The organism is Paracoccus methylarcula (assembly GCF_003007735.2).
In the GTDB taxonomy this organism is placed as follows: domain Bacteria; phylum Pseudomonadota; class Alphaproteobacteria; order Rhodobacterales; family Rhodobacteraceae; genus Paracoccus; species Paracoccus methylarcula.
In genome coordinates, this window is record NZ_PXNQ02000003.1 from 53,581 (window position 1) to 77,783 (window position 24,203).

The 24,203-nt window shown below is 64.5% G+C and carries 27 protein-coding genes and 2 pseudogenes; 10 read left to right on the forward strand and 19 right to left on the reverse strand.

Features of this window, described 5'->3' with window-relative positions:
* Window positions 1-12: 12 nt before the first annotated feature.
* From A7A09_RS05715 to meaB, 7 genes are all read right to left on the reverse strand, one after another.
* A complete protein-coding gene (locus A7A09_RS05715) occupies window positions 13-489 on the reverse strand; it encodes a copper chaperone PCu(A)C (RefSeq protein WP_106690502.1) in 477 nt (158 codons plus the stop codon).
* A 31-nt stretch (window positions 490-520) separates the two neighbouring features.
* Window positions 521-865 (reverse strand): hypothetical protein, encoded by a 345-nt coding sequence (locus A7A09_RS05720; protein WP_106690503.1) that lies wholly within the window; start codon window positions 863-865, stop codon window positions 521-523.
* Window positions 866-883: 18 nt separating this feature from the next.
* The gene (gene cutA, locus A7A09_RS05725) at window positions 884-1,054 is read right to left on the reverse strand and encodes a divalent cation tolerance protein CutA (protein WP_123225476.1); all 171 of its coding nucleotides are present in this window, start codon (window positions 1,052-1,054) and stop codon (window positions 884-886) included.
* A 104-nt stretch (window positions 1,055-1,158) separates the two neighbouring features.
* Entirely contained in the window at window positions 1,159-1,458 is a 300-nt protein-coding gene (rpmB, locus tag A7A09_RS05730; protein WP_106690504.1) for a 50S ribosomal protein L28, read from the reverse strand.
* Between the two features lie 128 nt (window positions 1,459-1,586).
* On the reverse strand, window positions 1,587-2,333 hold the full coding sequence (locus tag A7A09_RS05735; RefSeq protein ID WP_106690505.1) for an isocitrate lyase/PEP mutase family protein: 747 nt from the start codon (window positions 2,331-2,333) through the stop codon (window positions 1,587-1,589).
* Window positions 2,323-3,390: a bifunctional transcriptional activator/DNA repair enzyme AdaA gene (locus tag A7A09_RS05740; protein WP_211341050.1), complete on the reverse strand. Its 1,068-nt coding sequence runs from the start codon at window positions 3,388-3,390 to the stop codon at window positions 2,323-2,325. The genes A7A09_RS05735 and A7A09_RS05740 overlap by 11 nt, the downstream gene beginning before the upstream one ends.
* 67 nt (window positions 3,391-3,457) lie before the next feature.
* Window positions 3,458-4,429: a methylmalonyl Co-A mutase-associated GTPase MeaB gene (gene meaB / locus A7A09_RS05745; protein WP_106690506.1), complete on the reverse strand. Its 972-nt coding sequence runs from the start codon at window positions 4,427-4,429 to the stop codon at window positions 3,458-3,460.
* A gap of 263 nt (window positions 4,430-4,692) precedes the next feature.
* Between meaB and A7A09_RS05750 the strand changes: the two genes are divergently transcribed.
* A complete protein-coding gene (locus tag A7A09_RS05750) occupies window positions 4,693-5,136 on the forward strand; it encodes an NUDIX hydrolase (protein WP_245999164.1) in 444 nt (147 codons plus the stop codon).
* Between the two features lie 157 nt (window positions 5,137-5,293).
* Here the strand turns inward: A7A09_RS05750 and pyrF are convergent, their stop codons facing one another.
* On the reverse strand, window positions 5,294-6,001 hold the full coding sequence (pyrF, locus tag A7A09_RS05755) for an orotidine-5'-phosphate decarboxylase (RefSeq protein WP_106690757.1): 708 nt from the start codon (window positions 5,999-6,001) through the stop codon (window positions 5,294-5,296).
* 159 nt (window positions 6,002-6,160) lie between these two features.
* Between pyrF and clpB the strand changes: the two are divergent.
* Window positions 6,161-8,799 (forward strand): annotated as a pseudogene (gene clpB / locus A7A09_RS05760) (ATP-dependent chaperone ClpB).
* Between the two features lie 161 nt (window positions 8,800-8,960).
* On the opposite strand, the gene A7A09_RS21805 reads toward clpB, so the two are convergent.
* The 3 genes from A7A09_RS21805 to A7A09_RS05775 all read right to left on the reverse strand — a co-directional run bounded on the left by A7A09_RS21805 (window position 8,961) and on the right by A7A09_RS05775 (window position 10,977).
* Complete coding sequence (locus A7A09_RS21805; protein ID WP_170167027.1) at window positions 8,961-9,248, reverse strand: omptin family outer membrane protease; 288 nt, start codon at window positions 9,246-9,248, stop codon at window positions 8,961-8,963.
* On the reverse strand, window positions 9,245-9,898 hold the full coding sequence (locus tag A7A09_RS21810; RefSeq protein WP_106690509.1) for an omptin family outer membrane protease: 654 nt from the start codon (window positions 9,896-9,898) through the stop codon (window positions 9,245-9,247). The genes A7A09_RS21805 and A7A09_RS21810 overlap by 4 nt, the downstream gene beginning before the upstream one ends.
* A 188-nt stretch (window positions 9,899-10,086) precedes the next feature.
* Window positions 10,087-10,977 (reverse strand): 5'-methylthioadenosine/S-adenosylhomocysteine nucleosidase, encoded by an 891-nt coding sequence (locus tag A7A09_RS05775; protein WP_106690758.1) that lies wholly within the window; start codon window positions 10,975-10,977, stop codon window positions 10,087-10,089.
* Window positions 10,978-11,130: 153 nt separating this feature from the next.
* Between A7A09_RS05775 and A7A09_RS05780 the strand changes: the two genes are divergently transcribed.
* The 5 genes from A7A09_RS05780 (at window position 11,131) to A7A09_RS21340 (ending at window position 13,588) form a co-directional block, all read left to right on the forward strand.
* The gene (locus tag A7A09_RS05780; protein ID WP_106690510.1) at window positions 11,131-12,099 is read left to right on the forward strand and encodes an NAD(P)H-dependent flavin oxidoreductase; all 969 of its coding nucleotides are present in this window, start codon (window positions 11,131-11,133) and stop codon (window positions 12,097-12,099) included.
* Between the two features lie 84 nt (window positions 12,100-12,183).
* A complete protein-coding gene (msrB, locus tag A7A09_RS05785; protein WP_106690511.1) occupies window positions 12,184-12,624 on the forward strand; it encodes a peptide-methionine (R)-S-oxide reductase MsrB in 441 nt (146 codons plus the stop codon).
* Window positions 12,625-13,131 (forward strand): peptide-methionine (S)-S-oxide reductase MsrA, encoded by a 507-nt coding sequence (gene msrA / locus A7A09_RS05790; RefSeq protein WP_106690512.1) that lies wholly within the window; start codon window positions 12,625-12,627, stop codon window positions 13,129-13,131.
* Between the two features lie 161 nt (window positions 13,132-13,292).
* The gene (locus tag A7A09_RS21815; protein ID WP_281277406.1) at window positions 13,293-13,427 is read left to right on the forward strand and encodes a cupin domain-containing protein; all 135 of its coding nucleotides are present in this window, start codon (window positions 13,293-13,295) and stop codon (window positions 13,425-13,427) included.
* A 17-nt stretch (window positions 13,428-13,444) separates the two neighbouring features.
* Complete coding sequence (locus A7A09_RS21340) at window positions 13,445-13,588, forward strand: cupin domain-containing protein (RefSeq protein WP_245999165.1); 144 nt, start codon at window positions 13,445-13,447, stop codon at window positions 13,586-13,588.
* Between the two features lie 68 nt (window positions 13,589-13,656).
* Here the strand turns inward: A7A09_RS21340 and A7A09_RS05800 are convergent, their stop codons facing one another.
* The 6 genes and pseudogenes from A7A09_RS05800 to kynU all read right to left on the reverse strand — a co-directional run bounded on the left by A7A09_RS05800 (window position 13,657) and on the right by kynU (window position 20,110).
* Entirely contained in the window at window positions 13,657-16,377 is a 2,721-nt protein-coding gene (locus A7A09_RS05800) for an efflux RND transporter permease subunit (protein ID WP_281277407.1), read from the reverse strand.
* Between the two features lie 2 nt (window positions 16,378-16,379).
* Window positions 16,380-16,706: pseudogene (locus tag A7A09_RS21820) on the reverse strand (efflux RND transporter permease subunit); the annotation flags it as partial.
* Complete coding sequence (locus A7A09_RS05805; protein WP_106690513.1) at window positions 16,703-17,803, reverse strand: efflux RND transporter periplasmic adaptor subunit; 1,101 nt, start codon at window positions 17,801-17,803, stop codon at window positions 16,703-16,705. The pseudogene A7A09_RS21820 and the gene A7A09_RS05805, both read right to left, overlap by 4 nt.
* Window positions 17,800-18,672: an efflux RND transporter periplasmic adaptor subunit gene (locus tag A7A09_RS05810; protein WP_170167028.1), complete on the reverse strand. Its 873-nt coding sequence runs from the start codon at window positions 18,670-18,672 to the stop codon at window positions 17,800-17,802. Before A7A09_RS05810 ends, A7A09_RS05805 begins: the two co-directional genes overlap by 4 nt.
* Window positions 18,669-18,854, reverse strand: coding sequence for a hypothetical protein (locus A7A09_RS05815; protein WP_148043614.1), 186 nt, complete (start codon window positions 18,852-18,854; stop codon window positions 18,669-18,671). The genes A7A09_RS05810 and A7A09_RS05815 overlap by 4 nt, the downstream gene beginning before the upstream one ends.
* A 68-nt stretch (window positions 18,855-18,922) precedes the next feature.
* The gene (gene kynU / locus A7A09_RS05820; RefSeq protein ID WP_106690516.1) at window positions 18,923-20,110 is read right to left on the reverse strand and encodes a kynureninase; all 1,188 of its coding nucleotides are present in this window, start codon (window positions 20,108-20,110) and stop codon (window positions 18,923-18,925) included.
* 101 nt (window positions 20,111-20,211) lie between these two features.
* Here kynU and A7A09_RS05825 point away from each other — a divergent pair, with 101 nt between their 5' ends.
* Window positions 20,212-21,000: a hormone-sensitive lipase gene (locus A7A09_RS05825; RefSeq protein ID WP_106690517.1), complete on the forward strand. Its 789-nt coding sequence runs from the start codon at window positions 20,212-20,214 to the stop codon at window positions 20,998-21,000.
* On the opposite strand, the gene A7A09_RS05830 is transcribed toward A7A09_RS05825, so the two are convergent.
* Entirely contained in the window at window positions 21,001-21,825 is an 825-nt protein-coding gene (locus A7A09_RS05830; RefSeq protein ID WP_106690759.1) for an aldo/keto reductase, read from the reverse strand. It abuts the gene before it with no gap.
* Between the two features lie 22 nt (window positions 21,826-21,847).
* Complete coding sequence (locus A7A09_RS05835) at window positions 21,848-22,318, reverse strand: YbaK/EbsC family protein (protein ID WP_106690760.1); 471 nt, start codon at window positions 22,316-22,318, stop codon at window positions 21,848-21,850.
* A 129-nt stretch (window positions 22,319-22,447) separates the two neighbouring features.
* On the opposite strand from A7A09_RS05835, the gene A7A09_RS05840 reads away from it, so the two are divergent.
* The gene (locus tag A7A09_RS05840) at window positions 22,448-22,777 is read left to right on the forward strand and encodes a DUF8846 family protein (protein WP_245999166.1); all 330 of its coding nucleotides are present in this window, start codon (window positions 22,448-22,450) and stop codon (window positions 22,775-22,777) included.
* Between the two features lie 108 nt (window positions 22,778-22,885).
* Entirely contained in the window at window positions 22,886-24,139 is a 1,254-nt protein-coding gene (locus tag A7A09_RS05845; protein ID WP_436277787.1) for a lytic murein transglycosylase, read from the forward strand.
* Window positions 24,140-24,203: the final 64 nt, after the last annotated feature.

Sequence of the window (24,203 nt, forward strand, 5' to 3'; positions counted from 1 at the left end):
GATCATTCGCGATCAGTGATCCGCGTGTTCGTCCTTCATGTCCGCATCACCATGCCCGGCATGCCCGGCATCGCGTTGATTATCGACCGGCACCTCGACCTCCTCGGTTCCGCAATCGCCGAAATCCAGCGTCAGCTTTACCGTCTGGCCATCCTCGAGCGGCGCCTTCAGGCCCATCATCATCACGTGATCGCCGCCGCGCTGCATCAGATATTCACCTTCCGCCGGGATCGTAATGCCCTCGACCGATTGCATTTTCATGATACCGTCGGTTTCCTCGCTTGTATGCAACAGCACCCGTTCGGCGGCATCCGAAGCCACATCCTGCAGCGTGCAATCGACCTTGCGGTGGTTTTCCAGCAGCATGAAGGCCGCGCCCGATTTCGGATTCGCGCCACGCGCATAGGCATCCTTGACGGCCATGCCATCATGGGCCGAAGCGGCATAGGGCATCAGCACCGCCATCGCGGCAAAAACAACTGTTCTCATGAGTATATCCTCTGTAAGTTTGGCAATTCGATCAAATGGTAGCCAAACCCTGCGGAGGATCGCGTGCGGATGCTGTCGGAACGGGTCTCGAGACGCCCGGCGCCGAATCGATCAGCATGACAAGACGTCGCTGCAGCGGATCGCGCATGACGGAAGCGTCCGGCATGACGGGCGCGCCCAGCAGCGACAATGCCATATCCGGGCAGATATGCGCCTTGGACTTTCCCGGAGCCCCCGGAACGTGGCGAATCACGACGCCCTCGCCGGTGCAGATCACCACCTGCCCATCGCTCTGCACGGTGCCGCGCGCCACGCCCAAACCGACGCCGGTCAGCGTCAGGCAAAGGATCAGGACAAGGCGCAGGACAAATCGCATGGACGGCAATCTATCCGATCAGACCGTTTCCGACAGCAGCCAATCTGTCGCAGCCTCGGTTGTTCCGATGGTTTTCCAAGTGACGACCGGCAAAATATTGGCACAGGCAGCGAAATGCCTGCGCAAAGCCTCATGCGCCGATAGCCTGGCCGAATCCAGGTCCGGGCAGGTGGTGGTGATTTGCATCATGGGCCCTCCCTTGTCGGGAGGCAGGCTATAACTGTCCCGCCGCCGCGCATAAATGCAAAAGCCCCGCCAAGGCGGGGCAAAGCACGGCTTCGGAATGGTTCCGATCAGGCTTGCGCTTCAGCCGGGCCGTCGTTCTTGGCGATCTCGCGCTTGATCTTGAGAGCGCGGGCCGACAGATCGGTATCTTTCGCCTTGGCCAGGAACTCGTCCAGACCGCCACGATGATCGACCGAGCGCAGGGCGGCGGCCGAAATGCGCAGCGAATAGCTGCGGCCCATCTTTTCAGACGTCAGCGTAACCTCGTTGAGGTTCGGCAGGAACCGGCGACGGGTCCTGTTATTGGCGTGGCTGACATTGTTACCGGTCATCGGGCCTTTGCCGGTCAGTTCGCAGACGCGCGACATGGTGTTAATCCTTCGTCTCAGCTTTAACGGGCGTCACCGGCAGGTAGGTTCGGCCCAATGTGAAAGGGCGCAGCAAAGCAGCGCCCGGAATTCCGTTCGCGGGTGACTATAGCGGGTAGCGCCCCGCGTCAAGCCCCTTGCCCAAGCTGTTCCGATGCCGCCTGCGTCAGCGATGCCATCGCATCTCGCCAGGGGAAGGGGCCGAAACTGATCCGCGCAACCCGCAATCCGGCCAGTTCGGCGATGGAGGGAGCAGCGGGTGAAGCCATGATATTCACGGGCAGCGGGCAGTCGCGGCACAGTTCCCCGATCAATGCCGGTTCCGTCAGGCCCGGGGCGAAAAAACCATCTGCTCCTGCCTCTGCATAGATCGCGGCACGTTCATGGGCCTCGGGCAACAGGGCCGCATGGGTATCGGACGGATTCTGCAAAAACAGATCGGTGCGGGCATTGATGAACAGGCCGGTCCGCGCGCGAATGGCCGCGATTCGCTCGGCATGTTCGGCGGCGGGGCGGATGCCGTTTTCCGGCGGCATCCCGTCCTCCAGGTTGATCCCCGCAACGCCCAGATCTTCCAGATCTGCGGCATTACCGGCGATTTCACCGGGTGTTTCGCCATAGCCCGCCTCGAAATCCACGGTCAGCGGCAGGTCCGATACTGCCCGGATACGCGCGACGACATGCAGCAATGTATCGAGCGGCACGGCCTCGCCATCGGGATAACCAAGCGCCCCGGCAACCGAGGCGCTTCCCGTCGCCAGGGCCTTCGCCCCGGCACGCGCGACGGCCTCGGCCGATCCGGCGTCCCAGATATTGTAGAGAACCAGGGGGTTACCGGGCTCATGCAAGAAATGGAAAGTTTTTTCAGTGGGCATAGGCTCTCTCTGTCTCGATCAGTTTTTCCTTGCGCCACAGACCACCGGCATAGCCTGTCAGGCTGCCATCCGCACCGATGACCCGATGGCAGGGAACGACCAGCGCGATGCGATTGGTGGCATTGGCACGGGCGACGGCGCGGGTCGCGGTGGGCTGGCCGATCTCACCCGCCAGCTGGGCATAGCTGCGCGTCTCGCCCGCCGGTATCTCGCGCAATTGTTTCCAGACGCGGCGCTGGAACTCGGTCCCGTGCATATGGACCGGCACGGAAAAGCGCGGATTGCGGCCGTCGAAATAGGCATTCAGCTCTGCCTCGACCCTGTCGGTCACATGGCTGCGGCCCAGGCCGATCCGCCCGCCGACCATGCCCGACAGCTTGCGCAACCCTTCGGGCAGCGCCTTGCGATCGATGAATTCCAGCAGGTGCAGCGCCTCGTCATCGGCGATCGCGATCATCCCGCCAAGCGGCGTATCGATCCAGTCGGCACGCAGATCGGCAGCCCTGCGCCAAACATGCGGCGGATGTCCGAAAAGCCGCGCGAAGGCATTCCTGAATCCCGAGGCCGAATCGAATCCGGCATCCAGTTGCGCATCGATCATCATGGCTCCCTCCGTCAATGTCCTCATCCCGCCGCGCAAACGGGTCGCTCGCGCCATTTGCAGGAAACTCTGCCCGAAATGGCGGCGAAAGGCGCGCCGGACGGTCGAGGGATCGAGCCCCATTTCCGTCAGGTCGCTTTCGGACCAGCGCCGCGACGGATCTTCGCGCAGCAGTGCCATCAGCCGTGAAACGATCTTGTCCCCCTCGGCGGTCGGTCCGGTGGGGAAACAACGGCGGCAGGGCCTGAAACCGGCAGCCTGCGCATCCGCCGGATGCGCGAACCACTGGCAATTCTCGGGCCTCGGCTTGCGGGCGGGACAGGTCAACCGGCAGAAGATGCCGGTCGTCGTGACTGCGACATAGGCGCGCCCCTCATAGGCGGGATCGCGGGCCAGAAGCGCGGCATAGAGCGTTTCGGGTTCGGGCAGATCGAGCATGGCGATATCCTTCCTCATGCCCTGTTTCTAACCGATTCGTGTGCCCGATGGAGCGCAAAATCGGGCGTTTATTTCACAATCGGATTCAACCCGACATGCCTTTCAATCGGTCCAGCATCCGTGCTGCCGCGACGCCCGGCGCCACATCGCCCGCCGCGACCTCGTCGCCAAGCCGCTGCAATTCGGCCCTCACATCGGGCTCATCCAGCCGTGCCAGCAACCCGGCCCGCAATTCGGCCATGAACCAGTGCCGCGCCTGCGCCGCCCGGTTCGCTTCGAAATGCCCATGCTCGCGGCGCCAATCGGCCAGCGCCCGCATCTCGGCCCAGGCTTCCTTCAACCCGTCTCCGGTGGCCGCCGATACAGCCTTTGCCTTGGGGAACCCTTCGGGATCCTGAGCCCGTTTCCGCAACAGCCGCAGCGCACCGGCATAATCCGCAACGGTGCGCCGGGCGGTGGGCAGCAGATCGCCATCGGCCTTGTTCACCAGGATCAGATCGGCCATTTCCATGATGCCGCGCTTGACGCCCTGCAACTCGTCACCGCCCGCCGGGGCCAGCAACAGCGTGAACAGGTCCGACATCTCGGCCACCAGCGTCTCGGACTGGCCGACGCCGACCGTCTCGATCAGCACCACGTCATAGCCCGCTGCCTCGCAAAGCCGGATCGTCTCGCGGGTGCGGCGGGCGACGCCGCCAAGCTGGGCATTGGAGGGGGTGGGACGGATGAAGGCCAACGGGTTGCGCGACAGGGTCTCCATCCGGGTCTTGTCGCCCAGGATCGAGCCCCCCGAACGGGCCGAGGACGGATCGACGGCCAGCACGGCGACGCGCAGACCCTGTTCGGTCAGCATCGTGCCGAAGGCCTCGATGAAGGTGGACTTGCCGACCCCCGGCGTCCCCGACAGGCCGATGCGCAGCGCCTGGCGAGGCGGCAAATGCGACAAGAGCGAGATGGCCCGCTCGCGATGATCTGCCCGCGTCGATTCGATCAGCGTGATGGCACGCGACAATGCGCGGCGGTCGCCCTTGGTCAACTGTTCGAGCAGTTCGGTCATGTGGCCTCTTCCAAAGCCGGGGCGAGCCGCCCCGTTGCCGCAGGTTCTTGAACCAGCGACGAAGCAAGCGTCAACCCCCACAGATGTCTCGGCAGGGCTCCACCCTGGCCTGGAAGTTTCATTTGACGCACTATCATCCATTCAGGAATCCGCGCAGCCCAATGAATGGCGGCAGGGTGGAATCCCAGACTGCACCCCCTATGAAACCCGCCTCGGTTCATGCAGGATCGAGGCCGTCAGACAGGTTCGACAAGGACAGGCCCTTGAACGAAGACAGAATTCCCTTTCACGGTGCCAAGCTGCTATTGATGGCCGGAGGCCGGTTGCTCACCTGCCTGCGGGACGATTTCGACCATATCCCCTTCCCCGCCCATTGGGACCTGCCCGGAGGCGAGCGCGAGGGGGACGAGACGCCCGTGGATAGCGCCCGGCGCGAACTGCGCGAGGAATTCGGTATCGATCTGCCACCCAAGCGATTGACCGGACACCGTTTCCCTTCGCATCAGGATCCCGGAATACAGTCGTGGCTGTTCCACGGCAGCCTGACAGGGGATGAAATCGCCGAGATCAGATTTGGCGACGAGGGGCAGGAATGGCGGATGATGGCACTCGGAGAGTTCCTTTCACATCCATTCGCCGTGCCGCATTTCAAGGACTGGATCCGTCGGGTTATCGACCTCCCCCCTGTCGCGTCAGAGCAGGCGTGATCCCTCGCGCCGGTTTCGGCCGGAGCGATCTGTCCAAACCGGTTGGTGGCGGTCAAGCGCCGGAAACCGCATGCCTCCTCCCTGCGAGGCGTTCCGATCAATCCCGGCCCCGGCCCTTCTTCTTCATGAAAATATCCATCCGGCAGTCCCGCCCGCGCTACCGGTTCGGGCGCTGCGCCTGCGGTGACGCCATCTCGGCCAGGATGGCCTGCGCGGCGGCACGCGGATCCCCGGCCTTCCAGACAGGGCGGCCGACGACGATGTGATCGGCACCGGCTGCAATGGCGCTGGCCGGTGTCTCCACCCGTTTCTGATCCCCCAGATCGCTGCCCGCGGGGCGGACGCCCGGCGTGACGATCAGCTTCGATCCCGGCAGGGCACGGATCGCTGCTGCCTCGCGGGGCGAGCAGATGATACCATCGGCCCCGGCCTCGAAGGCGCGGGCGGCGCGCTCCACGGTGATCTCGTGCAACTCGCCGGGCCGGATCATCGCGGCATCCAGGTCGGCGCGCTCCAGCGAGGTCAGTATGGTGACGCCGAGGATTTTCAGCCCGCTATCCCCCGCCCCTTCCTTCGCGGCGCGGATGACATTGGGATCGCCATGCACGGTCAGGAAATCCAGCTCGAACCGGGCCAGCCCACGCACCGCCGCCTCGACGGTGGCGCCGATATCGAACAGCTTCATGTCAAGGAAGATGCGCTTGCCATGCTCCTGCTTCAACTCATTGGCCAGCGCCAGCCCGCCGCCCGTCAGCATCCCCAGCCCGATCTTGTAGAAGCCGACGGAATCGCCCAGCTTCCCGGCCAGTTCCAGCCCCGCCACCGCATCCGGCACATCCAGCGCCACGATCAGCCGATCATCCATGAACATCCCCTTTTGCCGCGAAATCGCGGTGTTATGGCACAGCTTGTCGCGGCTTGAAAGCGGCGTGATACTTCCCATCTGTTACCCGAAGACCCGAACCGGGACGTGCCTCTACAGGGCGTCTGCCAACTCGGGGGCTAACAAAAGGAGAAATTGCCGATGAACATGGAAAAGTTCACGGAACGGTCGCGTGGCTTCCTGCAAGCCGCCCAGACCATCGCGATCCGCGAGGAAAACCAGCGGGTCGTTCCCGAACATTTGCTGAAAGCATTGATGGATGACGATCAGGGGCTGGCTTCCAACCTGATCAACCGCGCGGGCGGGGATGCAAGCCGCGTGGCAGAGGCCGTGGATCAGGCGGTTGCCAAGCTGCCCAGGGTTTCGGGCGCGGACGGGCAGGTCTATGTGGACCCCTCCATGGTCCGCGTGCTGGACGAGGCCGAGAAGATCGCAAAAAAGGCGGGCGACAGCTTCGTACCGGCCGAGCGTATCCTGATGGCGCTGGCGATGGTGAATACCCGCGCCAAGGATGCGCTGGAGGCGGGCGCCGTGACGGCGCAAAAGCTGAACTCCGCGATCAACGATCTGCGCAAGGGGCGCACCGCCGACTCGGCCTCGGCCGAGGACGGCTACGAGGCGCTCAAGAAATCGCCCGCGACCTGACCGAGGCCGCCGAACAGGGCAAAATCGACCCGATCATCGGCCGCGACGAAGAAATCCGCCGCGCCATGCAGGTGCTTTCCCGCCGCACCAAGAACAACCCGGTGCTGATCGGCGAGCCCGGCGTCGGCAAGACCGCCATCGCCGAGGGGCTGGCGCTGCGGATCATCGATGGCGACGTGCCGGAATCCCTGCGCGACAAGCGGCTCATGGCGCTGGACATGGGCGCGCTGATCGCGGGCAGCAAGTATCGCGGCGAATTCGAGGAACGGCTGAAGGCGATCCTGAAGGAGATCGAGGCCGCCGCGGGCGAGATCGTGCTGTTCATCGACGAGTTGCATACGCTGGTCGGCGCCGGCAAGACCGATGGTGCCATGGATGCGGCCAACCTGATCAAACCGGCGCTTGCGCGGGGGGAGTTGCATTGCGTGGGCGCCACGACGCTGGACGAATACCGCAAGTATATCGAGAAGGACGCCGCCCTTGCCCGCCGCTTCCAGCCGGTGTTGGTCGAGGAGCCGACCGTCGAGGATACGATCAGCATCCTGCGCGGCATCAAGGAGAAATACGAACTTCACCACGGCGTGCGGATCTCGGACGCGGCGCTGGTCGCGGCTGCGCAATTGTCCAACCGCTACATCACCGACCGTTTCCTGCCGGACAAGGCCATCGACCTGATGGACGAGGCCGCCAGCCGGCTGCGGATGGAGGTGGACAGCAAGCCCGAGGAACTCGACGCGCTGGACCGGCAGATCCTGCAGATGCAGATCGAGGCCGAAGCGCTGAAAAAGGAAGAAGACAGCGCCTCGCGGGACCGGCTGGAGCGGCTGGAAAAGGACCTGTCGGATCTGCAGGAGCGTAGCGCCGGGATGACCGCCCGCTGGCAGGCCGAACGCGACAAGCTGGAAGGCGCAAGGGGGCTGAAGGAACAGCTTGACCGGGCGCGGGCCGAGCTGGAGCAGGCCAAGCGCGAGGGCAACCTGGCCCGCGCGGGGGAATTGTCCTATGGCATCATCCCGGGTCTGGAAAAGCAATTGGCCTCAACCGAAACCGAAGAGGCCAACGGCCCGATGGTCGAGGAGGCCGTCCGCCCCGAGCAGATCGCCGAGGTGGTCGAACGCTGGACCGGCATCCCGACGGCAAGGATGCTGGAGGGCGAGCGCGAGAAGCTCTTGAAGATGGAGGACGTGCTGACCGGCCGCGTGATCGGCCAGTCCGAGGCGGTGATCGCCGTGTCCAACGCGGTGCGCCGCGCGCGGGCCGGGCTGAATGACGAGAACCGGCCGCTTGGCAGCTTCCTGTTCCTCGGTCCGACCGGCGTCGGCAAGACCGAACTGACAAAGGCGCTGGCCAATTACATGTTCGACGACGATCAGGCGATGGTCCGCATCGACATGTCGGAATTCATGGAGAAACATTCCGTGGCCCGGCTGATCGGCGCGCCTCCGGGCTATGTCGGCTATGACGAGGGCGGCGTGCTGACCGAGGCGGTGCGGCGCAGGCCCTATCAGGTGATCCTGTTCGACGAGGTCGAGAAGGCGCATCCCGATGTCTTCAACTTGCTGTTGCAGGTGCTGGACGACGGCAAGCTGACCGATGGCCAGGGCCGGACGGTGGACTTCAAGCAGACGCTGATCATCCTGACCTCCAACCTTGGGTCGCAGGCGCTTTCGACGCTGCCCGAAGAGGCCGATTCCACCGATGCCCGGACACAGGTGATGGAGGCGGTGCGGTCGCATTTCCGCCCCGAATTCCTGAACCGGCTGGACGAGATCATCATCTTCCGCCGCCTGACGCGCGGGAACATGGATGGCATCGTCAAGATCCAGCTTGCGCGGCTGGAGGCCCGTCTGGCCGATCGCAAGATCACGCTGGAACTGGATGACGAGGCGCGCAAGTGGCTGGCCGATCAGGGCTATGACCCGGTCTTCGGCGCCCGCCCGCTCAAGCGGGTGATCCAGCGCGCGCTGCAGGATCCTCTGGCCGAATTGCTGCTGTCGGGCGAGGTGCTGGACGGTCAGACCGTGCATGTCACCGCAAACGACGACGGTCTGCTGGTCGGCAATCGCATCGGACGTGCAGGGCAGAAGCTGGGAGCGATCGGCGAAGGGCCGAAGCAGGACGCGACATTGCATTGAGGCGGTCGGCCCGGTGGAAACAACCGTCGATAGGCTCCACGGACACGGGGGCTGTCCGCCCCCCAATCCCCTGCGGGGATTTCCCCCCGAGGATATTACAATGAAGAAGAAGAAGGGCCCCGGTTAGCGGGGCCTTTTTAATTTGCGCGAAGGCAATGCGATCAGAATTCCCGCCTAAGCCCGATATCGATGGTGGCAACCGACAAATCCGCCCCGACGCTATTCTTATATATCCCTTCCTTCTGCCCGGTCCGGATTGCCGACAGGCGTGTATCCCCTCTCTCCCGGAAGAATTTCTGGTAGCCGACGCCGACATGCAGCCACATCTCGTTTTCCAGTTGGCGCTCTGCGGCAAGCCTCATCTGAAGGAATGGTGAGGTGGAGAATCCTTCATCGAAACGCGCGTTCCGCAGCCAATGGTGATCGACTGCTTTCGGATCGACGCTCAAGCCAGCCCGGAACAGGCCCGACAGCCGCCAGTCCCCTTGTTCCCGAATGACCTCGCGCCGGCGAAAACGGTTCTGCGCTGTTGCTTGTAACTGATCCCGACCTCTCCATCGGGAAAACTCCCGCGCGCATCGCGGAAGCCATTCTCTGAATAGATGTAGCTGCCACCCCGGGCATGCCACTCGACCCATGTATATTTCAATCCGCCATGCAGGTTGACCCGTGTGGCCTCATTCAGGTCGAAATCGCGCCCGGCCGCCAGCTCGAGGTCGAGATAATGATCGAGCTGGCTGTCGGGATGCCGCGAACGGTCGGTCCATTGGTGATCGCTGGTGCCCTTGGCAAAGGGAGCCAGCCAATCGAAATCGGTCATGTCGGCGCGGCCATTCACGCTGAAAATCGCCTGACCGCTCAGCACCCAGGCATTGCCAAGGTCAAACCGCGCATTCAACGTCGCGACCGGGGTGTTCGCTTCCCAGATCAGGTGGCTGAGACGCTCATCCCCCGCGCCGCTATAGACCAGTTCATTCGCGGTTATTCGTCCATAGCCGAGCGTTGCCTGGAAATCGTGGCCCATGTCCCCCTCGGCCAATGCCGGCATCGCCAGGCAGGTAGACAGGGTCAGGGCAAGCAGGCCACGCAGATGTCGCAATTCACATTCCTCTTCAGGTGCCGCCCTGCCGTGAAAGGGAAGACGGGATCCGCCAACTCATCTTATGGTTTTACCGGGCAAACACAACGATCTGGACAATTGGCGAGGCCTTGCGTTCCCATGCCCGGTTCACGGGCAGGTTCCTGACAGGTATTTCCTGATAAAGACTTACCTGGGCCGCGATTCATTCAATCCCTGGGTAACGCCGCCAGAAATTCCTTGACCACCAGCGCCGAATTCTCGGATGCCAGCGACATGAAGACATCCATCTCGTTCGCCCCCTCGCCGCCGCCAGCCAGGTCGGAAAGCGAACGGAAGGCGATGAAGGGCGTCTGATTGGCCCATGCGACCTGCGCCACGGCGGCGGATTCCATATCGACGACCCGCGCCTCGAACGTATCGAAGATCCATTCGCGCAGCCCGGCATTGTCCACGAAGGCCGAGCCAGACACGCCATTGCCGCCGACACGGATCTGCGGCGCCTGCTCAAGGCAGGCATTGTCGCTGTTGCATTCGGCCAGGTCGATATTGTCCGCGACGGTTTTCGCGGCGTCCAGCAATTCGGGATCGCTTTCGAACCAGAAGCGCGTCTCGGGTTCTCCGCGATCCGAGGCTACGGTCGTTTCGCGCGTGAAGATCATGCCGTAATTCGGGAAGGGCGATTCCAGGAAAGGCGGGATCTCGAAGCCGTCACCCGTTTCGCGCGCCATGACCGTTTCAAGATATTGCCCCCATTGATCGGCCACCGCGACATCGCCGATATTCAGCGACGGATCGACGCCGCCCGCGATGCCCGAGAAGACGATGGCATCGATGTCGAAACGATCCAGCACCAGTTGCGTGGTCATGGCCGCGTTGACCATCGACACGCCCGAAAGGAACAGCACCACCTCCTGCCCGCCCAGCTTGCCGGTCACGAATTCGCTGCCATTGATCACCTGCGTTTCCGCCCCTTCCAGATCGGCCTGCAGGCTGACCCATTCCGGCGGGAAGGCCGAGATAACGGCAATGCGAGATGTCTCGGCGGCGACCGGCAGGGCGGAAGCGGCGAGAAAGGCGAGGCTGAGGCGGAGGGTCATGGGATGCTCCTTCATGATGAACGGGTCTTTTGCAGGGCTAGACCGGTTGCGCCCGATTTGCCAGCCGCAAGCCTGCGGTTCGTGTCGCCGCGTCACGGCTTGCATGATCCCGACGCTCGCGCCATCGTTGCACAAATTGCAAGGAGGAACCCCATGCTGCCGCCCATTCTGCAGAATCTGCGCATTCCCGTCGTGGCGTCGCCGATGTTCATCGTCTCAACTCCCGATCTGGTCATCGCGCAATGCAAGGCCGGGATCGTCGGCAGCTTTCCGGCACTGAATGCACGCGAGAAGGATGGCGAAGAGATCCAGCTCGAAGCATGGCTGACCCGGATCACCGAAGAGCTCGACCGCCACAACCAGGCCAATCCCGACCGCCCGGCGGCGCCTTTCGCGGTCAACCAGATCGTGCATCGCAGCAATGCGCGGCTGGAACGCGATATCGAGATCTGCCACCGCCACAAGGTGCCGATCTGGATCACCTCGCTCGGCGCACGCCCCGAGGTGAACGCGGCCGCCCATGATTGCGGCGGGATCGCGTTGCACGACATCATCAACAACAAATTCGCCCGGAAGGCCATCGAGAAGGGCGCGGATGGGCTGATCGCCGTTGCGGCGGGCGCGGGGGGCCATGCCGGGCCGCAATCGCCCTTTGCGCTGGTGCAGGAGATCCGGGAATGGTTCGACGGGCCGCTGCTGCTGTCGGGCGCGATCGCGACCGGGCGGGCGGTTCTGGCAGCAAAGGCGATGGGGGCCGATCTGGCCTATATCGGCAGCCCCTTCATCGCCACCGAAGAGGCGAGCGCGCCATCCGACTACAAGCGGATGATCTGCGACAGCGGGGCGATGGATATCGTCACCTCGTCGCTGTTCACCGGCGTTTCGGGCAATTACCTTGCCCCGTCGATCCGCAATGCCGGGCTGGATCCGGACGATCTGGAACATGCCGACGCCTCGTCGATGAATTTCAGCGAAGGCTCATCCAAGCCCAAGGCCTGGAGCCAGATCTGGGGCTCGGGACAGGGAATCGGCGCGGTGCGCGAGATCCTGCCGGCGGCAGAGCGCATCGAGCGGCTGGCAAGGGAATATGCCGAGGCGAAAGAGGAATTGGCGCGGTTCTGACCGATCTGCGGCAATCGGCCTTTGCGGATCCGCACACGCTCCCCATATTAGAGCGCGAACAGGTCCCGATCCAAGGAGGACGACTTGCCATACGAAAAATCATCGGACGCCCTCGCCCGGCTGACGCCCGAACAATACCGCGTCACGCAGGAAAACGGCACGGAGCGCGCCTTTACCGGCGAATACGATCATCATTTCGAGCCGGGCATCTATGTCGATATCGTCTCGGGGGAGCCTCTCTTCGTCAGTGCGGCCAAGTATAATTCCGGCTGCGGCTGGCCCGCCTTCACCAAGCCCATCGACGGGAACGTGACCGAGCACCAGGACCAGACTTTCGGGATGATCCGCACCGAGGTCCGCTCGAAACATGGCGACAGCCATCTGGGGCATGTGTTTCCCGACGGCCCGCCCGAGGCCGGGGGGCTGCGCTACTGCATCAACTCGGCCTCTCTGCGCTTCGTGCCGAAGGACCGGATGGAGGCCGAGGGCTATGGCGAATATCTGGACCAGGTAGAGGAGGCTTGAATGACCGAACGCGCTGTATTGGCCGGTGGCTGCTTCTGGGGAATGCAGGATCTGATCCGCCGCCTGCCCGGCGTCATCTCGACGCAGGTGGGATATACCGGAGGCGATGTCCCGAACGCCACCTATCGCGATCACGGCACCCATGCCGAGGGAATCGAGATCACCTTCGATCCGGGCATGATCAGCTATCGCCAGCTATTGGAGTTCTTCTTCCAGATCCATGATCCGACCACCCCGAACCGGCAGGGCAACGATATCGGGCCCAGCTATCGTTCGGCGATCTATTACGTGAACGAGGATCAGAAGCGGGTGGCGCTGGATACCATCGCCGATGTCGAGGCCTCCGGGCTCTGGCCGGGAAAGGTCGTGACCGAGCTCGAGCCGGTCGGAGATTTCTGGAAGGCCGAACCCGAGCATCAGGACTACCTCGAACGCTTCCCGACCGGCTATACCTGCCATTTCCCGCGCCCGGACTGGGTCCTGCCGAAACGCTCGGCGGCCGAATAGGCGGCATGATGTGAAAGACGAAACGCCCCGGAGGTCCTGCCTTCGGGGCGTTTTCCATGGAAGTTCGCAATCTTGCCGGGCGGAGGATGCAAGACCGTGGTGACAAATCCCGGCGGGCGATTACTCTGGGGCCGCATCCTGCAAATCGAGGGAAAGACATCATGCCATTCGAATCCACCATCGCCGCCGTCCCGACCGTCCTTGCCGAGAACGACCGCTCGAAAATCACCCGTTGGGATTTCGCACCCGGCGCCACGACCGGCTGGCACGAGCATGAGATGGACTATGCGTGGTGATCCTGACGGATTCGACGATGGCCTACGAGGCAGATGGCGAGGTCACCGAAAAGCAGGTGAAACCCGGGGACAGTTACCTGCGCCCGAAAGGCGTGCGGCACGACGTCAAGAACGCCGGCCCCGGCCCCCTGTCATTCATCGAGATCGAGACGAAACCGTAAGGCGATCTGCCGGCTGCTCCCGGTCGCGCTTGTGGAACCGACGCGGTTTCCGGGCAACCGGGGCCGCGTCAGCTCTTTGTCCCGGCAGGCGGGCGCACACCGAACACCGCGCAGTACAGCGCCGGCACGAAGACCAGCGTCACCAGCGTCCCGGCGATGATCCCGCCCATCATCGCGAAGGCCATCGGCCCCCAGAACACCTGCCGCGCGATCGGGATCAGCGCCAGCGAGGCCGCCGCCGCGGTCAGCAGGATCGGGCGGGCCCGGCTGTCCGAGGCCTCGAACACGGCATCCCATTTCGAGCGGCCCTTGGACAGCAGCACCTCGATCTCGTGCACGAGGATGATCGAGTTGCGGATCAGGATGCCGATCAGCGCAAGGATCCCCAGGATCGCCACGAAGCCCATCGGCACCCCGAAGGGCACCAGCACGGCGACCACACCGATCAGCCCCATCGGCGCGGCGGCAAAGACGATCAGCGACAGCCGGACGCTCTGCATCTGCGCCATCACCAGAACCGCCATGATCAGCAGCATCACCGGCACGACCGCGGCGATGGGCGCCTGGCTTTCCGCCGATGTCTCGACAGAACCGCCGACCACGATGCTGACCGCCTCGGGCAACTCATTCGCGTAATCCGCCACCGCGTCCTCCAGCGCCTGAACCAGCGTCGCGGGTTGCGTATCGCCATCGATGGCGGCCTTGACGGTCACCGTGGGCAGGCCGTCGCGCTGCATGATCAGCGGCTGCTCGGTGTCATATTCAAGGCTGGCGAGCGACATCAGCGGGATATTTCCCGCCGTCCCCGTCGTCAGTTGCAGGTTGCGGATCGAATCCAGCGATTGCCGGTCGGCATCCACGCCCCGCGCCACGACATCGATCAGGAAGATGTCGTCGCGCAACTGCGTGACGGTCTTGCCCGAGAAAACCGCGGACAGGGCATCGGCGATATCCTGGCCGGACACCCCGACCTGCCGGGCCTGGTCCTGATCGACCTCCAGCCGGATGACGCGGGCGGGCTCGTTCCAGTCGAGCGCGATATCGCGCAGGCGCGGCTCGGTTGCCAGAACGGCGGCCAGCCCCCTTGCGGCGTCACGGGCCTGGTCCAGATCGGGTGAGCTGACACGATACTGCACCGGTTTGCCGACCGGCGGGCCGATCTCGAGATTCTTCACGTAGAGATCGACGCCCGGAAACTCGGTTGCCGCCACCTCGTTGAGCATTGCCTTGACCCGGTCGCGCGCCGCCACATCCGGCGTCTGGATCACGATCTGGCCCATATGCGGCCCCGGTGTCGGCACATCCATCGACAGGATGAAGCGCGGCGCGCCCCTGCCGACATAAGAGGTCCAGAACAGCACGTCCTCGCTTTCGGCCAGATGCGCTTCCAGCCGGTCCATATCGGCGCGGGTCTTGGCGATGGAGGCGTTCTGACGTTCCCCGACATCGACGATCACCTCGGTGCGGTCGGAATCGGGGAAGAATTGCTGCTCGACAAAGCGCATGCCCCAGACCGATCCGGCAAAGATCAGCAGCGTGATGGCGATGGTCGCCCATTTGAACCGCATGCCCGCGCGCAGAAGTCGATGGAAGGCAAGGCGAAGACGCCCGGCCTTGTGTTCATGATGCGCCAGGTTTTCCTTGAGAAAGGTCACCCCCAAGAGAGGTGCGAACAGCACCGCCACGATCCACGAGATCAGCAGCGACACCGCGATCACCACGAAAAGCGAGAAGGTGAACTCGCCCGCCGCCGAATTGTTCAGCCCGATGGGGATGAAACCCGCCACCGTGACCAGCGTGCCGGTCAGCATCGGGAAGGCAATGGAGGTCCAGGCATAGCTGGCCGCGCTGGACAGGGACTCGCCGATCTCCAGCCGCGAGATCATCGTCTCGATGGCGATCATCGCGTCATCGACCAGCAGTCCGAGCGCGATGATCAGCGCGCCAAGGGAAATCCGCTGCAAGGTGATACCATAGAGATCAAGGATGACGAAGGTGATCGCCAGCACCAGCGGAATGGTCAGCGTCACCACGAAACCGGCCCGGAAACCAAGGCTGACAAAGCTGACGATCAGCACGATGATCACCGCCTCGGCCAATGCCTGGACGAAATGGCCCACGGCCTCGTCTACCACATGCGGCTGATCGGCGGTCTTGGCCATCTCGATTCCGACGGGCAGGTCACGGGCGACGCCATCCATCAGATGTTCGAGCTGCTTGCCGAATTCAAGGATGTTGCCACCCTCGCGCATGCCGATCTGCAACCCGATGGCGGGCCGACCGTCATAGCGGAACAGCGTCTCGGGCGGGTCCGCGTAGCCGCGGGTGACGGTGGCGACATCGCCCAGGTTGAAGAACCTCTCGCCCACCCGCAGGTTCACGGCAGCGATGGAATCGGCATCGTCGAACTGGCCGCCGACGCGGACCAGCACGCGCTCCGGCCCATCCTGCACCACCCCCGAGGGGGCGATCGCATTCTGCGTGGCCAGCGTCGCCATGACCTGCTGCTGGTTCAGCCCCAGGGCCGCCAGCCGTGCGGTCGAGAATTCCATGTAAATCCGCTCGTCCTGGACGCCCAGAAGCTCGGTCTTGCCGGCGGCGGGCAGGGCCGCCACCTGCTTGCGGATCGCCTCGACCCGGTCGCGCATCTCGCGCGGGGTAAACCCGTCCGAGGTAAAGGCATAGATATTGCCATAGACGTCGCCGAAATCGTCGTTGAACTGGAAGCCCTGGAATTCCTGCGGAAATTCGGCCGGATATCGGACATCATCTGGCGGACGCGCTTCCATACCTCGGGGACATCGGATCCGCGCGTGGTCGGCATCAATTCGACATAGACCACGGATTGCCCCGGGGAGGTGACCGAACGGGTGTAGTCCAGCTCGTCAAGCTCTTCCAGCTTGGTCTCGATGCGGGTGGTGACCTGCTTGAGCGTATCCTCGATGCTGGCACCGGGCAGAGCGGCGCCGATCACCATCGTCTTGATGGTGAAATTCGGATCCTCCTCGCGGCCCAGATTGACATAGCTCAGCGCCCCCGCAAACAGCGACAGGACCAGCAGGAACCAGACGAAGCTGCGATGATGCAACGCCCAGTCCGACAGATTGAAACCCTTCACGGCTCGACCCTCCGTCCGACCGGTTGCCCGGCTTGCAATGAATTCACGCCACGGATCACCACCTCATCCCCGATGGAGAGCCCCTCCGACACCAGCACCCGCCCGCGATAGCTGGGCCCGGTGGCCACGCCGACCGCCTCGACCCTGGCATTGTCGCCCTCGCGCGAGATCCGCCAGACATGCGGCTGGCCGTCGCGTTCGAACAATGCCGCATCCGGCAGGGTCAGCGCGGGTTCTTCCGGCGCGCCCACACGCGCACGGATCAACGTGCCCAAGCGGAAGGACGCCTCCGCCGGCAGGACCAGGTGCAGCCGCCTTGTCCGCGTGGCGATATCGGCAAGCGGCTCGATGCGGTCCAGCGGCGCGGTATAGGTCCGGCCCGGATCGACGCGCTGCCAGATGGTGAAAACGGCATCCTTCGGCAACGCCGCCAGCGCCGATTCCGGCAGGTCGATGACAGCCTCGCGCGCATCATCCGCCGAAAGCTGAAGGATCGGCGCACCGGCGCTGACCACCGCACCCTGCGCCTCGTATACGGCGCTGACAACGCCCGCGAAAGGCGCGGTCATCCTCGCGAAGCCCTCGGCATCCTCGGCCTGCACCAGTTCGGACCGGGCCTGGTCGGCGGCGGCCTGCGCCGCGGCCATGCCGCGCTGCGCCTGTTCCAGCTGCGCATCCGAGGCCACGCCGCGTTCGGCCAATGCCTGCGTGCGTTCCAGCGTCGTGCGCGCGGTCGATAATTGCACTTCGGCGGCATCGACGGCGGCACTGGCCGCGCGGGTGGTCGCGGCCAGATCCTCGGTGGCCAGTTCCGCCAGCAATTGCCCCTCCTCGACCCGGTCGCCCAGTTCGACATGACGAGAGATCATCCGCCCCAATGTCTGGAACGCCATCGTCACCTCGGTCTTCGAGGCGATCAGGCCAGGCACAGATCGAGCGTCATCGCCGCGATCTTCGACGATCTCGGTCACGACCGGGCGCGGCGGTTCTTCCGTCGCGGCCTCGCTGCCAAAACCGAGCCAGCCGGGCAATTCGAATCCCGCCGCCGGAAGCCCCGCCAATACCCCCGCAAGGGCCAGCACCGCGATCCGCTTCATGGTTGCACCTCTGCCGGTTCCACGGCACGCCCCAGATAAAGCAGTTGCGATCCCGCGCCGATCACCACCTGCCCGGGCTCGATCCCGCCCGACAGGTAAACCTCGCCATCGGAGAAATGGCTGATTTCGACAGGTGTCAGGCTGACCCGGTTTTCATCGCCAAGGATCCAGACCGCCGCGGTCTCACCCTGCCGGGTTAACGCGGTCCAGGGAACGACAATGCCGCTGTCGCTGCGCACCCGCAGATGACCGCGCACGGCGGCGCCCAGCAGGTCGATCCCCTCCGGACCACCTTCGACACTGGCACGCAATGTGACGGTTCCCGTGGCCGGATCGACCAGCGGCGCGATCTCGGTCACGACACCGGTCATCTCCGGGGCATCGATATCGATCGGGGCCAGCCGCACCTCGGCGCCCATCGCATCGTCCAGCAACGGATGATCGGGCGAGCGGAACACCGCTTCGAGCCCCTCCAGGCTGGCCAGTGAAACCACCGGCTGCGCCGCGCCGACGATCTGCCCCGGCGACATGTCCCGTCCCGTCACGACCGAAGCCTCGGGCGCGCGCAGCACGGTGTCATCCAGCGCCCGCCGGGCCTGATCGACTCCGCTCTCGGCCCGCTCTACCGCTCCTTGTGCCTCGGACAACGCCTGAACCGCCTGATCGCGGGCTGCCCGCGTGCCCACGCCACGCTCCAGCATCGCAGCTGCCCGCTCGCTTGCCTGCCGTGCCTGTTCCTGCGTGGCACGCGCGGAGGCGAGGCTGGCCTCGGCCACTTTCAGCCCCTGCTCCTGCTGCACGGAATCCAGCCGTGCCAGCGGATCGTCCTTGCCGACGCGATCCCCCTCCTCGACCAGGACCTCGGTCACCCGCCCGCTCTGGCGAAAGCCAGATCGACGCTGTCCTTGGCCTCCAATGTGCCGGACAGCCGCAAGTTAAGCAGCAGGGGCTTTTCTTCTGCGGTGACGAACTCGACCCGCAGATCACCAGCCCCTGCCCAACCGGCCAGGGCCGACAGGCCGACGAAGAAGACTGAGGCAAGATATCGCATGACCATCGCAGCTTCCGTTAACGTTGAATTCTTGCGTCAGGACTCTCCGGATGAGAAGCCCTGTGCCGCTACGTCACATCGGCTTTTTCATGGAAATGCGGCCGATCCCAGCTTTCATCGCGCAGGATCCGGGCAAGCGTATCGACCGCGCGCTGCACATCCTGCAAATCATTGTAAAGCGGCGCGAATCCAAAGCGCAGCACATCCGGCGCCCGGAAATCCCCGATCACCCCCTCGGCAATCAGCGCCTGCATGACCGCGTAACCCTGCGGATGGCGGAAACTGACCTGAGAGCCGCGCATGGCCGGATCACGCGGCGAGTTCAGCGTGACGCCCGGACAACCCGCCTCGACACCGGCGATGAAAGCCTCGGTCAGTTCGATCGAGCGCGCCCGCAGATCGGCCAGCTCCACCCCGTCCCAGGCATCCAGCGCCGCATCCAGTGCCGTCATGGCGATGACCGGAGGCGTGCCGACCCGCATCCGCTCGATCCCCGGCGCGGGCGTATAGCCCAGATCAAAGGCGAAGGGCGCGGCATGGCCCATCCAGCCCTGCAGGATCGGCTGCGCCGCATCGGCATGGCGCGGATGGGTCCAGATGAAGGCCGGAGCGCCGGGTCCGCCATTGAGGTATTTATAGGTGCAGCCCACCGCGAAATCGGCATCGGCCCCGGTCAGATCGACATCGACCGCGCCCGCCGAATGCGCCAGGTCCCAGACCGTCAGCGCGCCTGCCTCATGCGCGCGGGCGGTCAAAGCCTTCATGTCGTGGCGGCGGCCGGTGCGGTAATCGACCTCGGTGATCATCAGCACCGCCAGGTCTTCGTTGATCGCGTCCGCGACCTCTTCCGGCGCGACCACCCGCAATTCCGCACCCACCGCCCGGGCCAGCCCTTCGGCCACGTAAAGATCCGAGGGGAAATTGCCGCTATCCGACAGGATCACCCGCCGTCCGGGCCGCAGGGCCCGCGCCGCGCTGACCGCCTGGAAGACCTTGATCGACAGCGTGTCGCCCATCACCACCTCGCCCGGTCCCGCGCCGATCAGCCGGGCGATCCGGTCACCGACCTTGCGCGGCTGCACATACCAGCCCGCCCGGTTCCAGCCGGTGATCAGCATCTCGGACCATTCCTCGGCCATCATCCGCGAAACGCGCTCCTTCGCGGCAATAGGCATCGGCCCAAGGGAGTTGCCATCCAGATAGGTCAGCCCCTCGGGCAGATGAAATGCTTGCCGGGTCTTGGTGAAATCGGTCATACAGTTCCCCTTGTTCGACATGCCTGTTAACGAATTCACCACTCACTCCGAAAGAGACGTTAACAGCGGGATCGCCGCACCGGAAGAGGAGGTCACACCCTATGCTGTACCAGGTCACGGATTGGGACGATGCCTATGCCAACGGGATCCATATCCCCCGGGGCGACGATTTCCCCGCCCGGTGGGAGGCCGAGGCATCCGCGTTCCGCGCCACCGCCCGGCGGCAGGATCTGGGGCGCGGCGACCTGTTCCTGCCCGAAGGCACGGCCAAGGGACTGGCGATATTCATCCATGGCGGCTTCTGGATGAGGACTTCGCCCGCGACCTGGTCGCATCTGGCGGCGGGTCCGCTGGTGCAGGGCTGGGCCGTGGCAATGCCCGGCTATACGCTGGCGCCCAAGGCGCGGATCTCGCAGATGACCCGAGAGGCCGCAGAGGCGATCAGTTTGGCCGCCGAACGGGTTCCCGGACCGCTGACGATCACCGGCCATTCCGCCGGAGGGCACCTTGCGGCACGGATGATCTGCGATGACGGCACCCTGCCCAATGCGGTGGCGGCACGCATAAGATGCTGCCTGCCGATCTCGCCGCTCTCCGATCTGCGGCCGATGATGCGGACCGCGATGAATGACACGCTGGCAATTGACGACACAGAGGCTGCCACCGAAAGCCCCGCCCTGCTGACACCGCGTTCGGGTATCCCGATCACCACATGGGTCGGTGCGGCGGAACGACCGGAATTCATCCGACAGGCGCGTCTGCTGGCCGATATCTGGGCCGGTCTGGGGGCCGCCACCGACTGCGTGATCGAGCCCGGCCTCCATCACTTCGACATCATCGACGGGCTGACCCGCCCCGACAGCCCCCTGACCCGGACCCTGCTGGCCTGATCAGCCGCTGAACTCCTCGGGGTCCGGCCCGGTCCGGATACCACGGTCGAGCGCATCGATGGCGGCGATATCCGCGTCGCTCAACCGCAGTTCCAGCGCGGCAAGATTCTGCTTCTGACGCTCGGGATTCAGCGATTTCGGGATCACCGACAGACCATGCGCCAGGTGCCACGCGATGATGACCTGCGCCGGTTCCACGCCAAGCCTCGCCGCGATCTCTGCCACCGCACCCGCCGTGAAATCCGCGCCGCGCCCCAGTGGTGCCCAGCTTTGCGTGACGATCCCCAAGCGTTCGTGCACCGCCCGCATCCGCGCCTGCGTAAACCCCGGATGCAGTTCGATCTGGTTGAGCACCGGCGTCACGCCGGTCTCATCGATCAGCCGGATCAGGTGGGGCTCATGGAAATTCGCCACGCCGATGGATTTCACCCGCCCCTCGTCGCGCAGCTCGATCAGCGCTTTCCAGGTCTCGACATAGAGATCCTGCGCCGGAACCGGCCAGTGGATCAGGTAGAGATTCAGGTAATCCAGCCCCAACCGTTCCATCGTGACATCGAAGCCGCGCCGCGCCGCGTCCCGCCCCCGCTGATCGTTCCACAGTTTCGAGGTGACGAAGATCTCCTCGCGCGGCAGGCCGGAGTCGCGCACCGCCTGCCCCAGCCCCGCCTCGTTCCCGTAGCGCGCCGCACCGTCGATCAGCCGGTAACCGGCCCTTAGCGCATGCCCGACCGCGAGAGCGGTTTCACCCGCAGGTATCTGCCAGATGCCCAGTCCCATCTGCGGCATCCGCCGCCCGTCATTCAGGGTCATCACGGGTTGCTGCATGTCATCCTCCTTCATCGGCCGTTCAAGCGGTGAAATCCGCCGGTTTCGCCCCGGTTAGCGCCAATAGCCGCCCGGGCGCGATGGCAAAGATATGGCGCGGCGTGCCCGCCGCCGCCCAGACCTTGTCGAAATCCGACAGGCGCGGATCAAAGAACGCCGCCACCGGCTTGAGATGCCCGACCGGGGCCACGCCACCGATGGCGAACCCGGTCTCGGCCCGGATCAGCGCCGCATCCGCCTTGCCCAGGGGCTGCCCGGCCACGACCGCCGCCTTCCCGGGATCGACCCGGTTGCCGCCAGCGGTCAGGAACAACAGGACATGACCGCTTTGCTCGCCGCGAAAGATGATCGATTTGGCGATCTGGTCCAATTCGCATCCCGCCGCAGCGGCCGCCTCGGTTGCGGTGCGGGTGGATTCCCCCATTTCCAGCAGTTCGACAGGCTCCCCCGCCGCTTCCAGCGCCGCCTTGACACGTGCCAGGCTCTTGCTCATCCATCCCTCCGGGTTCTTTTGCGCGAGGCTATCCCGCTCTGCCGCGATGAACCAGCCCGCCCCTTCTTCTTCATGCAAATATCCGGCATGATCGACGAAACGCCCATGCCGACGACAAGGAGCCCAGCCATGAATGTCTATACCCTGCTTGTCGAGGTGGGCCGCAGCAAGGGTGACGGCCTGCCCGATGGCTCCACCGGTGCGGCGCTGATGTGCTATGCGGCGGGGCGCGACGAGGCCGAGGCCGTGCGCGAGACCGTGGCGATCCTGAAACAGGCCGAGATGTCGCCGCTGGACGTCACCGGCTATGGCACGCGCGAAGAACGGCTGGCCGAGGGGCACGAGATCGACGATGACGAAAGCGTGCTGATGGACCGTGCGCTTGACGAGGACGCGGTGATCATCGCCCAGATGCAACCCTTTTTCAAAGGTTGCGAAGGTAGCAATGACGAGGACTGACGAAGTCCCGCCGAATCGCCGCCCTGCCCCTATCCAAGCCGAATCGGTTTCGTTACACTCGATCACAATAATAACCGCAGCAGTCACGAACAGGCGACAGACATGACAATTTCACGTTTCATCATTTCCGCCGTGCTGATCAGTGCCGCGGCCTCTTGCGCCGGCCCCTATGGCCGCACGCCAAGCGGCTCTTCCGGTGCATCGGTCACCCCGGCGGCGATTCCCGCGGCGAATCCGGGCGACGAGGCCGGGTTGCAGCGTTTCATCCAGTCCTTCCGATCCCGCGCCCTGTCATCGGGTGTCTCGGCCGGCACCTATGACCGGGCCATGCGTATCGCGCGCTACAATCCCGATGTCATCCGGCTGGACCGCAAGCAGGCAGAATTCTCGCGCCCCGTCTGGCTCTACCTGGACAGCGCCGTCTCGGATTCGCGCATCTCGACAGGCCGGCAGAAATCCGGACAGCTCAGCGGAACACTGAGCGCCATCGAAGCCCGCTACGGCGTCCCGCGCGAGATCGTGCTGGCAGTCTGGGGGATGGAGTCGAATTTCGGCGGCAATCGCGGCAAGATGCAGATCATCCCCTCGCTGGCCACGCTGGCCTATGACGGCCGCCGGGGCGAGATGTTCCAGAACCAGCTCATCGCCGCGCTCAAGATCCTGCAGGCAGGCGATATCGACCCCGAACATATGCTGGGAAGCTGGGCTGGCGCGATGGGTCATACCCAGTTCATGCCGACCTCCTATCTTGAATATGCCGTCGATTTCACCGGCGATGGCCGCCGCGACATCTGGTCCGAGGATCCGACCGACGCGCTGGCCTCGACCGCCGCTTACCTCGCCCGCAACGGCTGGCAGCGCGGCCAGGCATGGGGGGCCGAGGTCCGGCTTCCCTCCGGCTTCAACTACAGCCTGATCGGCAAGGGCACCCGCCGCTCCAGCGGTGACTGGGCCTCGCAGGGCGTTCGCAAGCTGGGCGGCGGCAGCCTGCCCTCGGGCAATGGCTCGATCATCATGCCGGCGGGGGCGAAAGGCCCGGCCTTCCTGATCCTCGACAATTTCCGCTCGATCCTGCGCTACAACAATTCGGACAATTACGCCCTCGGCGTGGCCTTCCTGGGCGAGCGGATCGCCGGGCGGTCGGGCATCCAGGGAAGCTGGCCGCGCGACGACCGGCGGATGAGCAGCTCGGAGCGCGAGGAAATCCAGCGCCGCCTGCGCGCCAAGGGCTTCTATGACGGCGAGATCGACGGGCTGTTCGGCTCGGGCACGATGGAAGCCGTCGCGGCCTTCCAACGCTCGATCGGGGCAACGCCGGACGGCTATCCGACCTCGATCGTGCTGGACCAGCTTCGCCGCTGAGCCGGATATATTCACGAATGAAAAGGGCGGACCTGCGGGCCCGCCCTTTTCACATGCGCGCGTG